13 protein-coding genes are annotated in these 12,438 nt (G+C 69.5%); 3 read left to right on the top strand and 10 right to left on the bottom strand.

The window, feature by feature from the left end:
• Positions 1-113: 113 nt before the first annotated feature.
• The 7 genes from ACFPA8_RS21055 to ACFPA8_RS21025 all read right to left on the bottom strand — a co-directional run bounded on the left by ACFPA8_RS21055 (position 114) and on the right by ACFPA8_RS21025 (position 6,314).
• The gene (locus ACFPA8_RS21055; RefSeq protein ID WP_386450824.1) at positions 114-590 is read right to left on the bottom strand and encodes a hypothetical protein; all 477 of its coding nucleotides are present in this window, start codon (positions 588-590) and stop codon (positions 114-116) included.
• 83 nt (positions 591-673) lie between these two features.
• Positions 674-1,585, bottom strand: a complete 912-nt coding sequence (locus ACFPA8_RS21050) for a hypothetical protein (RefSeq protein ID WP_386450822.1) — start codon at positions 1,583-1,585, stop codon at positions 674-676.
• Positions 1,586-1,666: 81 nt separating this feature from the next.
• A complete protein-coding gene (locus tag ACFPA8_RS21045; protein WP_386450820.1) occupies positions 1,667-2,674 on the bottom strand; it encodes an ArsR/SmtB family transcription factor in 1,008 nt (335 codons plus the stop codon).
• A gap of 860 nt (positions 2,675-3,534) precedes the next feature.
• Complete coding sequence (locus ACFPA8_RS21040) at positions 3,535-3,948, bottom strand: cupin domain-containing protein (protein ID WP_386450818.1); 414 nt, start codon at positions 3,946-3,948, stop codon at positions 3,535-3,537.
• Between the two features lie 35 nt (positions 3,949-3,983).
• The gene (locus ACFPA8_RS21035; RefSeq protein ID WP_386450816.1) at positions 3,984-4,811 is read right to left on the bottom strand and encodes a phosphoenolpyruvate hydrolase family protein; all 828 of its coding nucleotides are present in this window, start codon (positions 4,809-4,811) and stop codon (positions 3,984-3,986) included.
• Complete coding sequence (locus tag ACFPA8_RS21030) at positions 4,801-6,030, bottom strand: Tm-1-like ATP-binding domain-containing protein (protein WP_386450925.1); 1,230 nt, start codon at positions 6,028-6,030, stop codon at positions 4,801-4,803. The genes ACFPA8_RS21035 and ACFPA8_RS21030 overlap by 11 nt, the downstream gene beginning before the upstream one ends.
• Positions 6,031-6,170: 140 nt before the next feature.
• Positions 6,171-6,314 (bottom strand): hypothetical protein, encoded by a 144-nt coding sequence (locus ACFPA8_RS21025; RefSeq protein ID WP_386450814.1) that lies wholly within the window; start codon positions 6,312-6,314, stop codon positions 6,171-6,173.
• A 178-nt stretch (positions 6,315-6,492) separates the two neighbouring features.
• Here ACFPA8_RS21025 and ACFPA8_RS21020 point away from each other — a divergent pair, with 178 nt between their 5' ends.
• Positions 6,493-6,747: a hypothetical protein gene (locus ACFPA8_RS21020; RefSeq protein ID WP_386450812.1), complete on the top strand. Its 255-nt coding sequence runs from the start codon at positions 6,493-6,495 to the stop codon at positions 6,745-6,747.
• Positions 6,748-7,557: 810 nt separating this feature from the next.
• The gene (locus ACFPA8_RS21015) at positions 7,558-8,124 is read left to right on the top strand and encodes a hypothetical protein (RefSeq protein ID WP_386450810.1); all 567 of its coding nucleotides are present in this window, start codon (positions 7,558-7,560) and stop codon (positions 8,122-8,124) included.
• A gap of 432 nt (positions 8,125-8,556) precedes the next feature.
• On the opposite strand, the gene ACFPA8_RS21010 is transcribed toward ACFPA8_RS21015, so the two are convergent.
• From ACFPA8_RS21010 to ACFPA8_RS21000, 3 genes are all read right to left on the bottom strand, one after another.
• The gene (locus ACFPA8_RS21010) at positions 8,557-9,915 is read right to left on the bottom strand and encodes a dicarboxylate/amino acid:cation symporter (RefSeq protein ID WP_386450808.1); all 1,359 of its coding nucleotides are present in this window, start codon (positions 9,913-9,915) and stop codon (positions 8,557-8,559) included.
• 187 nt (positions 9,916-10,102) lie between these two features.
• Positions 10,103-10,393: a DUF4229 domain-containing protein gene (locus ACFPA8_RS21005; protein ID WP_386450806.1), complete on the bottom strand. Its 291-nt coding sequence runs from the start codon at positions 10,391-10,393 to the stop codon at positions 10,103-10,105.
• Positions 10,394-10,499: 106 nt separating this feature from the next.
• Positions 10,500-11,093, bottom strand: coding sequence for a GNAT family N-acetyltransferase (locus tag ACFPA8_RS21000; RefSeq protein ID WP_386450804.1), 594 nt, complete (start codon positions 11,091-11,093; stop codon positions 10,500-10,502).
• A gap of 176 nt (positions 11,094-11,269) precedes the next feature.
• Between ACFPA8_RS21000 and ACFPA8_RS20995 the strand changes: the two genes are divergently transcribed.
• Positions 11,270-12,403, top strand: a complete 1,134-nt coding sequence (locus ACFPA8_RS20995) for a DUF3344 domain-containing protein (RefSeq protein ID WP_386450802.1) — start codon at positions 11,270-11,272, stop codon at positions 12,401-12,403.
• Positions 12,404-12,438 lie beyond the last annotated feature (35 nt).

Below are 12,438 nucleotides of genomic sequence, written 5' to 3'. Positions count from 1 at the left end.
ACTGTCCGACCTGCGGCACAGGGCAGCCCCCTCCACGGACGGGGCTGCCCTGTGCCTCGGAGAGCTCACGCCGCACGCCGTTCAGGAATGCGGTCGGTGAGCCGAGAAGCTGCTCAGGTCCAGGGGTTGGTGCAGGAGCTGGACCACGAGTGGCGGCTGATCTTGTTGTTGGCGTTCGCCCCGCCCGTGAAGGTGTTGTCGCGCAGGTCGTCGACGTAGAGCTCGCCGTGGGACAGGCACCCCACGCCGTTGCTGCCGCCCTGCGCCCCCTGGTAGAGCAGGACGTTGTTGATGCCGCCCGAGTACGTGCCGGTGTTCAGCACCGACGTCGCCTTGTCGTTGTCCGAGCCCCGGAACGCCCCCGAGCCGTCGGCCCAGTTGGGGTCGTCGCCCTGTGCCGCGCCGAGCTCCTCGCGGCAGTCCACCGCGTCGTACGCCCGGAAGTACCCGTCGTCCTTGTGAGCCCTGTACTGGCTGTCGCAGTTGGCCCCCGTGACGCGCTCGGGAGCCGCCTGGGCCGTGCCCGCGAAGAACGTACTCGCCGCCAGAGTGACTGCTGCGGTCATCAGGACCGCACGGATTGTGCGCATGGTGTCTCCTTCGTCCATTACTCGATGGGTGACCGGTATCCCGGTCATGAGGTCCGGGCGCGGTCGATGCGCCCGGGGTCGGTTCAGCCGCGGAGGTCGAGCCGCTTCGCCTCTCGAAGGGCCGCCAGTTTCAGCCGGTTGCTGGTGGTGATCTCATCGGCGTACCGATCGCGCACAGGGTCGCCGTGCTCGCGGTCCAGCCGGGAGAGGGTGCTGCGCAGGGAGGTCTTCCGAGCGCAGTCGGCCTCCGCGACGGCGAGCTCCACCTCGACGGCGTGTGCTCCGGAGGTGCTGAGTCCCCCGGCCCGCTCGCGTGCGTGGGCACGGGCGGCGTCCGGTTCTGCGAAGCCGCGGCCCACCGCCTCGCGCATGCACCGCGACCACGCGTCGAGGCCCTTGGCGAAGCGCGGATCGCGCCTGATCTCCGGCGTGTACACCGCGACGAGGTTCGTGGCGATCTTGTCGGTGCGGAAATAGACCTTCGTGTCGCCGAACAGCTTCTGACGGGCGGAGTGCCGGCAGCCGCCGTCCAGGGTCCTGACGGCGCCTCCGGCGGGCAGCCGGACGGAGAGCATCCGCGTCTTCGACCCACCGTCCAGCACGTCGGAGAAGCGCTCGCGTTCGGCCGGGGACAGACGCTTGCGGTAAGCGAGGTTCGGGTCGTGATTCTTAGCGGCGAGGAACGCCTTCCTGAGCCGTCCGCCGTACCCGTGCTCGCGCGCCCACTCGACGTCGTCCTGGACGAAGCGGTTCGTGAAAGCCCGGACGGTGTCGGCGCCGGCGGGCGGCTCCACCCAGTACCGGAAGCCGTTGCGCTTCATGCAGCCCTGGATCAAACGCTGTTCGGCCTGGTCGACGCGGGCCTGCTCGGCGCGGGTGAGGGCGCGGGACGCGCCTTCGCCGGCAGCCGGCGGCGCCGAGCCCTCCGTACAGCCCGAGAGTGCCGTCAGGACCGCGGCGGTGGTGACGATCAGTGCAGTGGTGCGGCCTCGCATCGTGTCCCCCCGTGGTTCCCCGTTGTGGGTGCCAGATTGGGGGCAGCGGCCTCACCGCCGCGACACCCTAAAAATGTGCTTTTATCCATCGCCCGGCGTGCCCGACGGACCGGTCAGGAGAGTGAGCCCCGCAGGCGTGATCGTGTGCAGCACGTTCTTGCTGCGCCGGACGCTCAGCAGCAGGCCGGACCGGCGCAGGACGGCGGTGTGGTAGCTGACGTCCTGCGCGGAGATGCTCAGCCGCTCGGCGAGTTCGCCGGTGGTACGGCCGTCTGCGACGTCCTCCAGCACAGCGGCACGGGTTCGGCCGATGAGAGCTGCCAGGTCGGCGCCCCGCGCCGACGTGCCCCTTCGGGACGCGGCCCAGCCGAGCGTGTGCTGGATGGGGTAGACGAGGGTCGGGGTCATGTCGGGGTCGGCCAGCGTGACGGGTCTTCGGGAGCAGAAGAAGGACGGCTGAAGCAGCAGTCCCCGGCCTTCCAGGGGCAGGACACGGCGAACCGGATAGTCGGCCTCCAGCACCGGGGGCTCCCAGCGCAGGACGGGTCTGAAGCTCGCCAGCAGCCCGTCGATTCCGCCCTCCAGCACCGCCCGCGTACGGATGGCGCGGTCGGCGTCCACCTGCGCCCGGATCTGCGGCCAGAAGGGGGCGAGGGCGCTCCGGTGGTATCCGCACAGAGCGGCCCGCAGCCGGCGCAGCGTCGCCGCATCGCCGTCGGCCAAGGCACGGACGTCGGCTGACAGCGGACGTAATCGGCCCCGCGAGGCGCCGAGTCTGCCCACGTCCTTCCGCAGATCCGCCCTGGCCGTGCCGAGCACGGTCTCCACCGCACTCCCCAGGTCGAAGCGGCCACCGAGGTCGGGTGTGAGGAAGTCGGGCGAGTAGCCGGACGCCGGCAGCAGTTCGGCAAGCAGCCGGCTTGCCGCAGGCAGACGGGGCCCGACCCTGTGGCGCCACTCTGCGAACACCGGGGGAGCTCCTCTGGTGATGAGGATCTGGAAACTGTTGGTGATCTCCCAGAGTGGATCGGGCGCCGCGGCGACCCGGACCCGGGCGATGTCCTCGCTGGTGAAGTGCACCCGCAACATGGGCTCTCCGATGACTGGTGTCAGTGGGGAGCTGGGGTGGGCACAACGGTCCGTGCACAGAAGCCGCGTGGGCGAGATCCAGGTACACGAACGGGCCGTCGGCCGCGTGCCGCGTCCGCGTCGAGCAGCGGCACGGCGCGGCAGCCCCCCGTGGAACCGCGCCGTGCCCCTCGTGCGGCGGCGAACACCGCAATCGCGTCTCTCCCGCCGAGACGCAGCCGTTCCTGCCGCCCTGTGCCCGCGCCTCAGTCTGCTGCGGCCCGCGCCGGGAAGCGTCCCTCGCGGAGAGGCGCAAGCACTGCTCCCCGGGGAGTAGTGCCGGGGCCCGCCACGGCCTCCCCGCGGCCGGTCACCCCGTATCGCTGCTTAGGGCAGTGCGGGACGTGCACTCTCCCCGGCGTGCGGACGTTCGCCTGTCCGCGCGTCGTGTCGCGCCATGAGGGCGCTCCGTTCGTGGTGTCCCGGGTCCCCTCTCACGGCGGGGCGGCACCGAGAACGTTCCCCGCGGCGGGGCTCGGCGTCATGCAGGCGATGTCCGGCAACTCCGCCGCGTGATATCCGACTACGAACACACGCAGTTGGTTCATGAGGCGACCTTATGCCGATGTGTCGTCACTCGGCCCTGCCTCCGAAGGACGTAAAACCCACGTTTCCGGACCTGTGTCCCGCTCTCGACGGCCCGGCCCACAGGGACAGCCCGAGTCACCCGGCTCCCACACGGAGGCCGGTGATCCGGCGAGCAGCTGGACGGGAGAACCAGAACGGCTTGCCCCCGCGACGTTCGTCGCCGCACACCAGCTCATGAGGCCGGCCGGTGCGGTTGACGGGTGCCACGCGACGAAGGTGGCGTGGCCGGGCCATCACCCCGGCGCCACCGCCCAGGTCGGCACCTCACCCGGTGCCAGCTCGACGAAACCGGGCATGCCGCGCAATGCGTTCTCGGCACCGCCGGGCGTGTACGTCGCAACCAGCCGCAGGGGCCGCCATCCGGTGTTGAACGTGGAGTGCGGCGTGCCCTTCGGGATCCAGACGGCGTCGCCCGGCCGCACCGTGAACTCCGGGTCGTCGCCGACCGTCTGCCTGCCCTCGCCTTCGATGACGTAGAGGATCTCGTCGGCGTCCGGGTGTTCGTGCCTGTCGTGACCTTTGCCGGGGTTGATGACGACCTCTCCCAGGGTCGACGACGCATCCGGAACGGCGTCGGGCGTCACGTGCCACTTGATCGACCCCCAGTCGAAGACCATCGTGGGGATCGCGCTCGGCTCTCGGCGCATGTGGACTCTCCTCTCCAAGGGGTGACGCCCCGCCGTCAACCGGTGGCGGGAAGCTGCTTGAACGCACGCAGTTGATCGGCGATGGCCCGCTCCGTGGGCAGCCGCTCCATCGACGAGGCGCCGAAGAATCCGGCGATGCCCTGTGTCCGGTCCAGGACGTAGCGCACGTCGTCCGGCTCCGCGAGCGGACCGCCGTGGCACAGCACGTGGATCCGGGGTGCCACGGCGACCGCGGCGTCGCGCATCTCCTGGACGCGGTCGACGGCTTGATCGAGACTGACGGTCGTCCTCGCGCCGATGCTGCCCTTCGCCGTCAGGCCGAGGTGCGGGACGATGATGTCGGCGCCGGACTCGGCCATGGCGGTGGCTTGCTCCGCGTCGAACACGTAGGGCGCGGTGAGCAGTTCGCGTTCGGCAGCGAGCCTGATCATCTCGATCTCGAGGTCGAAGCCCATGCCGGTTTCTTCGAGGTTGGCGCGGAAGACCCCGTCGATGAGGCCGACGGTCGGGAAGTTCTGCACGCCGGTGAACCCGATCGCCCGAAGCTGGTCGAGGAACCACGGCATCCGGCGAAACGGGTCCGTGCCGCAGACCCCGGCCAGGACCGGTGTGGATTCGACGACGGGCAGCACCTCGCCGGCCATGTCCAGCACGATCGCGTTGGCGTCGCCGTACGGCATCAGCCCGGCCAGCGAACCACGCCCGGCCATCCGGAATCGCCCGGAGTTGTAGACGATGAGCAGGTCGACGCCACCTGCCTCGGCCGCCTTCGCGGACAGCCCGGTGCCCGCACCGGCACCGATGATCGGCCGTCCTTCCCCGATCTGGGCGCGGAAGGCGGCGAGTGCCTGATTACGATCCATGGCGCTCCCTCTGGATGAGTCGGTGCAAGTGCTCGGCGGCCGATTCCGCGAACTCGGCGTCGTTGACGTGCAGATCGGTGTCGACGACCTCGACGCCGCTGCCTTCGAGTGCCGCGAGGACGGCGCCCGCGCACGCGGCGTCCGCCCCGGGGTCCCAGAAGGGCCCGCCCGGAGCGTCGAGGGCGGAGAATCCGCCACGCGGTACGAACAACGCGGCCGGGCCGGTGGACGCGGCGAGCTTCTTGCCGATCACGTCCCCGATCTCGGCGGCCTCGGCCGTGCTCGTCCGCATCAGCGTCACGGCCTCGTTGTGAACCAGCAGCGTGCGGTCCTCGAACTGCTCCGGCACGGTGCCCCGCGGACCGAAGTTCACCATGTCGAGCGCACCGAAGCTGACCACCTGCGGCACCCCGGCCCTGGCCGCCGCGCCGAGCCGGTCCGGGCCCGCGGACAGCACGCCGCCACCGACCTCGTCGGCGATCTCGGTGGTGGTCAGGTCGAGCACGCCCGCGAGGTGACCACCGGCCACGAGCGCCTCCATCGTGCGACCGCCCGAGCCGGTCGCGTGGAACACCAGGACCTCGTAACCCAGTTCCTCCAGCCGCCGCCTGGCCGTGTCCACGGCCGACGTCGTGACGCCGAACATGGTCGCCGCGACGAGTGGCTTGTCCTGCGGTGCGGCGCCGGCAATTCGCCGGGCGTCGTATGCGGAGGCCATCCCGGCGATGGCGGCCGCCGCGTTGGCGAGGACCTGCCTGGAGACCGAGTTGACGCCGGCGATGTCGACCACGCTGTACATCAGCGTGACGTCGCATGTGCCGACGTACGGGGAGACATCACCGGCGGCCATCGTCGACACCAGCAGTTTCGGAAGGCCGACGGGCAGCGTCTGCATGACGGTCGCGGCGACCGCGGAACCGCCGCTTCCCCCGAGGGCCAGCACGCCACTGAGCCGCCCGCGTGCATGCAGGTCCTCGGCGACGGCCTTGGCCCCGGCAGCCATCGTGGCCAGCGCATGCCCCCGGTCGCGCCGGGCGCGCAGCGCCTCCAGGCTCGTTCCCGCAGCCTCGGCGACTGCGGCGGCCGACACATCGGCCTCGACGGCCGGTGCCCCCAGCACCCCCGTATCGACGAGCACGACGTCGAGTCCCTGCTCGACGATGAGACTGCGAACGAATGCGTACTCCTGGTCCTTGGTGTCCAAGGACCCGAACAACATCACTGCCACGTCGGCGTTCCTCCTGCGGCTTCGCTCGTGGTCGGGACCTCAGCCTCACACTGTGATCGGCTGACGGGGGCCTCTCAAGGGGGCAATCCCAGCCTGAACGACCCGGATGCCGCAGGTGACTTCGCGCGGCGTCACCGCACGCCGCACGCCGCGCACGTCGCCCGTAACCACCCCGCCACCGTGACCGGCCGGGGCTCCGGGGCGAAGGCGTCCAGGTCGATGCTGCGGGCGCCGTCGTACTCGTCGCGGTCGAGGATCTTCCCCCTCGCCGCCACAGCACCGGAATGACGGCCTGGCCCGCGACGTTCGTCGCCGTGCGCCAACTATCCATGTCGGCCAGTGCGGTTGACCGACTGAGGGACACGTCATGGTCAAGCGGTGACGTGCAGGGCCGCATCCGGCGCCGTGGGCTGATTCGTCAGCTCGACCGTGCATGGACCTAGGCTCATCCCCATGACTAGTGGGGATATGCGCTACGGACGCTGCGGGGTCTGCGGCGGCGGCGAGGTGTACCGGGGCGAGTACGTGGCGCAGGCCGGGCTCCGCCAGGCGGGAACGGGCAAGTTCCGGTCCAAGCAGCCACTGTTCGACGCCTACGTCTGCGCGGCCTGCGGGAATACGCAGCTGCACATACAGCTGGACGAAAAGATGTCGTCGCACATCCGGCAGAAGCTCGATCGGGTACCACCGCAGCAGAGCACTGGCTAGCTTTCGACCTCGCGCCCTGGCCGCGCGGTCTTCGCGTATCCGCGGACCTACGCGGTCGGCTCAGGCGAGCCGAGCGTGTGCGGGCACCTGGCCGGCTCGGCCCCTTCGCGGCCTGCCGAGGCACCCTCGTCGGGGCCGCGCACCAGCCAGGATCACCTCGGCGGCAACACGTCCAACAGCTCGCGCTGCAAACACAGTTACCTGCGACGGCGGCAGACCGAGCCCACTATCCTCTAGCCGAACGACCAGCGGACAACCGCAACAGCCGCAGAGGTAAGAGCGACCCGCCCACTGGCTTGTACCGCGAGATCTACAAGTAGCGCGACGAGGCCGAGCCGCCATCGAGCCCGCCAGACCGCAGTTCTTCACCACCGAAGGCGAGGACACCGCTACGGCCAACGGCCAACGGCCAACGGCCGGATGGTCTCACCATCCGGGGCGCGGTGGCCCAGCAGGAGACCGAGCGCATGTTCGGAGCGCACCAACAGCCCCTCCTGCAACGGCGGAAAAAGGGCAAGCCGCACGCCGGCGGGCCCCGAGTCTTCGGCTTCAAGGCCGGATCGAACCTCCAGCGCGTCGTGCCCGAGGAGGTGGCGCTGATACGGCTCGGCTACCGGCTGCTGGGACCGCAGACGACCCGCGATGTGGACCCACACCCACCACAACCGCACAGAGGAGGACGCAGTGAACACGGTTCCAGAACCTTGTACGAACCAGGGAAACGATTCCGGGACCACCACACGGCCTGACGGCCGAGAGGTCGACCGCAGACGCTTAGACGCGACGGCGTCCGCCACAGTCCTTACGGCCGTGGCCGCCCTCGCCACCGTCGCCGTTTCCTACTGGGTCGGGGCCGTGACGGCCGCCGCCCAGGAAAACTCCAATGCCATCCAGGACAGGGCCGTCGATCGCCAGGCCATGCGCGACTACTTCGACATGCGCGACCAGGCCGCCACTGTCAGCTTCGTACGGACCAGGCCCGCCGGCTCCGAAGCCGGAGCGGTGGTCATCACGAACCGGTCCCTTGATCCGCTTCCCCGCTGGGGACTTGCCTACAAAGTCAGCGGCGGTGACCGTCTCCTCCTGCACAGCCCCACTGCCCTTCCCGCCTGCACCGCCCTCAAGCTGGACGACGCTTCAGCCCTCGCTGACGCCGCCCGCGCCGCCAGAGCGGCCCCCAGAGGCAACTCCGCCAAGCTCCACAGCTTCTACTTCCAGGACCGCTACGGGCGCATCTGGGAACGCCATACCTCCGGCCGAATCGTCAACCACGGCTCTGAGCTCCCCGAAGGGCAATTGGCCGACGTCGACCCGCATGGATCGGTGACCCCAGATCCTGGCGTCGCGAACTGCGGGGACGAGGAGCAGGACTCCTGATGTCCTAGACGTGTTGCACCTGTCCTGCTTGTCTCAGCGCATCCCCTGACCTGCCCGAGACGGCGGAACAGCGGGATACGCTCACCGGCCCGAGCAGCGGTCGGGCCCAACTGAAGCACCGGGGTGTCACACCTGGCACCTTGTGACAGCGGGCCTGGTGAGCCAACTGGACCGCCTCTCCGGGCGGACACCAAACACTGACGCCAACCGGGGCCGCGGATCACCGGGCGAGCCGAGAGCCGGAAGAGCGCGTTCTCGCCGAAGCGGATCAGCTTCGCGCCCTCACTGTCGAGGCCCAGCTCCCGGCACGCAGCACAGCAGATACCAGACGGACCGTCCCCACCGAGGGCACCTGGCATGGGACCGGAACAGGCAACTCCCCCGACCTCCGGAGAAGCCAGGGGAGTTGGCCACCGATGCGGCAGAACCGCGCTACGCCGCCGCGGGCGCCGGCTGCGGCTCCGGCTCCGGCTCGAAGCCGTCCAGGTCAGCGCCCCGTGCGCTCGCGTACTTGTCGCGGTCGAGGATCTTCTCCCTCGCCGCCACCAGCACCGGAACGACGGCCTGGCCCGCGACGTTCGTCGCCGTCCGCATCATGTCCAGGACCGGGTCGATCGCCAGCAGCAGGCCGACGCCGTCCAATGGCAACCCCAGCGTCGACAGCGTCAGGGTCAGCATGATCGTGGCGCCGGTGAGGCCCGCGGTGGCGGCCGAGCCGATGACCGAGACGACGACGATCAACAGGTACTCGCGCAACCCCAGTTGGATCCCGTAGAACTCTCCGATGAAGATCGCCGCGATGGCCGGGTAGATCGAGGCGCAGCCGTCCATCTTCGTCGTCGATCCGAAGGGCACCGCGAACGACGCGTACTCCCGCGGGACGCCGAGGCGTTCGGTGACCTTCTGGGTGACGGGCATGGTGCCCACCGACGAGCGGGAGACGAAGGCCAGTTGGATGGCCGGCCACGCCCCGCGGAAGAACTGCAGGGGGTTGACCTTGGCGACGGTGGCCAGCAGCAGCGGGTAGACGCCGAAGAGGACGAGGGCGCAGCCGATGTAGACATCGGCCGTGAAGGTGGCGTACTTGCCGATCAGGTCCCAGCCGTAGTCCTTGATCGCGGTGCCGATGAGGCCGACGGTGCCGATCGGCGCGAGCCGGATGATCCACCAGAGTGCCTTCTGCAGCAGCGCGAGTACCGCCTCGCCGAAGGTGAGCAGCGGTGCCGCCTTCTCGCCGAGCTTGAGTGCGGCGACGCCGACGACGACGGCCATGAACACGATCTGCAGAACCTGCAGTTCGGTGAACGGCGTGACGATGTCGGTCGGGACGATGCCGGTCAGGAAGTCCAGCCATGTGCCGGCTTCCTCCGGCTCGGCGGCGTCGCCGGCGGAGAGCCCGGTGCCCGAACCGGGGTGGGTGAGCAGGCCGATGACGAGCCCGATGGCGACCGCGATGAGCGAGGTGGCCATGAACCACAGCAGCGTCCGGGTCGCGAGCCGGGCGGCGTTGTGGACGTTCCGCAGGTTCGTGATCGAGATCGTGATCGCGAAGAACACGAGCGGGGCGACGACCAGCTTCAGCAACTGCACGAATATCTCACCGGTCTTGGTGAGCGCCGTCCCCAGCCACGAGATGTCACCGCTGCGTGCGGCCCAGCCGAGCGCGACGCCCAGGAGCAGACCCAGCAGTATCTGCGCCCAGAAGGGGACCCTGGGTATCCGGCTGCGTCCCGGTGCCGCGGCAGGCGACGCGGTCGGGGTGTCCTTCGAGGTATCTGGGGACGAGGTCACGTCGCACTCCCGCTCGGCGATGGATGTGGGGTCGGGCTCCCCGAAGGCTTCCCTCCGCGGAGTACGACGACCCACAACGCGCCCGTGCACAGCGGTCATTCCCGGCGGTGCGAGGAGTGGAGCGTGACTCGCATGACATTCGGGACGCCCCCGAGGAGGCACCCCGGGGTGGCGCGGCGTCGCTCTGCTATGCCGCGCCGTCCTCCTGCCCCTGGTTGGCGGCGAGCCTCTCCTTGGCACGGTCGACGCCGTCCACGAGCTGGGCCGACATCTCGTCCCGCTGCTTGCGCAGCAGTACGAAGCTGAGCGGCGCCGAGATCACCAGGGCGATCAGCACCACCCACAGCGGGTTCGACTTGCCGATGCCCTCCGGGATGATCCCCACATAGGCCAGGACCGCGACGACCACGAAGCAGCCGGCGAAGATACCGGCCCGCATGGCGGTGTAGCGGAGCGTTGCGTGCGACTTGCTGCTCACGGGTTCTTCTCCGGACTTCTCGGACGGAACGGCGCCGGGTGCCGGCAGGACGTACGCGCGGGCGCCGGGCGGCTCGCATTCCAGTCAAACACAGGGCTCGACGCGATCATCCCGGCCCCTCGCCGTGCCCGGCCCGCCCGCGGGAGAGGCCTGGAGAGCTGCCGGAGGACCGGACCGGGGTGAGCGGAAGCCAGAACGTGACGTCGTCCCTGAAGTCGTCCTCGGAGACCATGATCGCGTCCGGCAGCCGTCCGACCTCGCGGTAGCCGCAGCTGACGTAGAAGCGCTCCAGGCCGAGCCCGCCACGGCAGCTGAGCCGCAGCGCCGCGATGCCGTCCATGCCGCGCGCCTCCTTCTCGACGGCCGACATGAGGTCCCGGCCGTGGCCCATGCCCTGTGAGGCGGGATGCACCATCACCGTGTAGACCGAGCACCAGTGGCGTTTGAGCCTGTGGGCGTTGAAGGCCAGGAACGCGCTCGCGGCGACGCTGCCCTGCTCGTCGCGGCCGATCAGCATCCTGGCACGGCCGGAGTCGACGGCCGCCAGGTGGGTGAGCAGATCCGGACGTATGTCTTCGGGAGTGACCGGGGGCAGGAAGCCGACCGCTCCGTCCGCGTTGGTGACGTCCGCCCACAACGAGCCGAGACCGTCGTGGAGTTCGCGCGTGATCGACGGGTCCATTTCGAAGCTCAGCGGCATAGTTCGACCCTAGCCCACCATTAGTTCGACTCCTTCCCATGCTCCGTTCGGCTCCGTAGCGACCATCGAGTGTCCGCTAGTCAGTGAAAAAGGAAAAATGACCGGCGAGCCGCTCGGGAATCGATGCGCGCCTTTGTCAAGGTCGCTCTGTTTCGTGACGGGAGGCGGAGTCATCCATGGTGGACAAGAAAAGAACAACCGCTCACGGTCTGTGGTGCGCGGCCCTGTGCGCGGCGGCGACGGTGTCGCTCACCGCGCCTGCGAGTTCTGCGACGCACACGGCGGCGCAGAAAGAGGCATCCGGGCGGGGAGCATCCGCGGAGGCACCTTCCGGAAATGCGCTGAAAGAGCGCTACCACGCCGTGAAACACGGCGGTATCGCCCGCGCGGCGAACTCCTCGATCACCTGCCGCAGCGCCGTCGGGGATTCAGCGCCGTGCGATTCGGCGCAGCAGGGCGGGGCCGAGCGTAACGACGGCTACAAGATGTTCTACTCCGACATCGACCGCGACAAGAACACGTACAACTCCACGCGTGCGGCACTGCGTCTGCCGAAGAACTCCAAGGTCTCCTACGCACGCCTGTACTGGGGCGGCAATCTCCGCGTCGGAGAGGTCAAGCCCGCCAAGGACAACGGCCGCGTGCTGGTCACCGAGCCCGGGGGGAGCTACCGCGCGGTCAAGGCCGACACCGTGCGGAAACACCGCCGCCACGACGGCGCCGACGCGTACCAGGCGTCCGCGAACGTCACGTCCCTGGTCAGGAACCACGGCCCGGGTGCGTACACCGTCGCTCAGCTGAATGTGGCGATGGGCCACTCCAAGGCCGGTGCGTGGGGCGGCTGGACGCTCGTCGTGGCCTACGAGAACAGCAAGTCGCCGCTGCGGGACCTGACCATCTGGGACGGATTCGCGGCGACGGAGAACCACCCCGGAGGACTTCCCCTCGCGACGCGCCGCACGAACATCCCGGCGAACGCCAAGGGGTCCGTGGGCGTCGTGGGTTATGACGGCGACCGCGGCTCCGGCGGCGAGTCCTTCACTCTCGCCGCGAACAGGCGCGCGGGCACCCCGCTTTCGAATTCGGCGAACCCGGCGGGCGACACGTTCAATTCGACGATCACCGACCGCGGAAGTGCAGCGGCGGGCAGAGTCCCCGCGCACCGGAACACGCTCGGATACGACTCCGACGTCTTCGACGCGGGAGAGGCACTGCGCGCAGGCGCCAGCAGTCTCCTTTTCCGCTTCGCGTCGCCCGAGGACGACTACCTGCTCGGCGCCGTGTTCGCCCAGTTCGGCACCCGCCGCTGAATTCCCCCACCCCGCCGGAGAAATTTTCGCTAGTG

This window comes from Streptomyces ovatisporus (assembly GCF_042653885.1).
GTDB lineage: Bacteria > Actinomycetota > Actinomycetes > Streptomycetales > Streptomycetaceae > Streptomyces > Streptomyces ovatisporus.
Note: the sequence above shows the minus strand (reverse complement) of the source record. Positions and strands in the feature narration are given on the sequence as shown.

What these genes read in the sequence shown, in the direction of transcription:
- ACFPA8_RS21055 (WP_386450824.1), bottom strand. Translation starts at nt 590, where the DNA reads ATGCGCACAATCCGTGCGGTCCTGATGACCGCAGCAGTCACTCTGGCG.
- ACFPA8_RS21000 (WP_386450804.1), bottom strand. Translation starts at nt 11,093, where the DNA reads ATGCCGCTGAGCTTCGAAATGGACCCGTCGATCACGCGCGAACTCCAC.
- ACFPA8_RS20995 (WP_386450802.1), top strand. Translation starts at nt 11,270, where the DNA reads ATGGTGGACAAGAAAAGAACAACCGCTCACGGTCTGTGGTGCGCGGCC.
- ACFPA8_RS21040 (WP_386450818.1), bottom strand. Translation starts at nt 3,948, where the DNA reads ATGCGCCGAGAGCCGAGCGCGATCCCCACGATGGTCTTCGACTGGGGG.
- ACFPA8_RS21020 (WP_386450812.1), top strand. Translation starts at nt 6,493, where the DNA reads ATGACTAGTGGGGATATGCGCTACGGACGCTGCGGGGTCTGCGGCGGC.
- ACFPA8_RS21035 (WP_386450816.1), bottom strand. Translation starts at nt 4,811, where the DNA reads ATGGATCGTAATCAGGCACTCGCCGCCTTCCGCGCCCAGATCGGGGAA.
- ACFPA8_RS21045 (WP_386450820.1), bottom strand. Translation starts at nt 2,674, where the DNA reads ATGTTGCGGGTGCACTTCACCAGCGAGGACATCGCCCGGGTCCGGGTC.
- ACFPA8_RS21050 (WP_386450822.1), bottom strand. Translation starts at nt 1,585, where the DNA reads ATGCGAGGCCGCACCACTGCACTGATCGTCACCACCGCCGCGGTCCTG.
- ACFPA8_RS21030 (WP_386450925.1), bottom strand. Translation starts at nt 6,030, where the DNA reads ATGTTGTTCGGGTCCTTGGACACCAAGGACCAGGAGTACGCATTCGTT.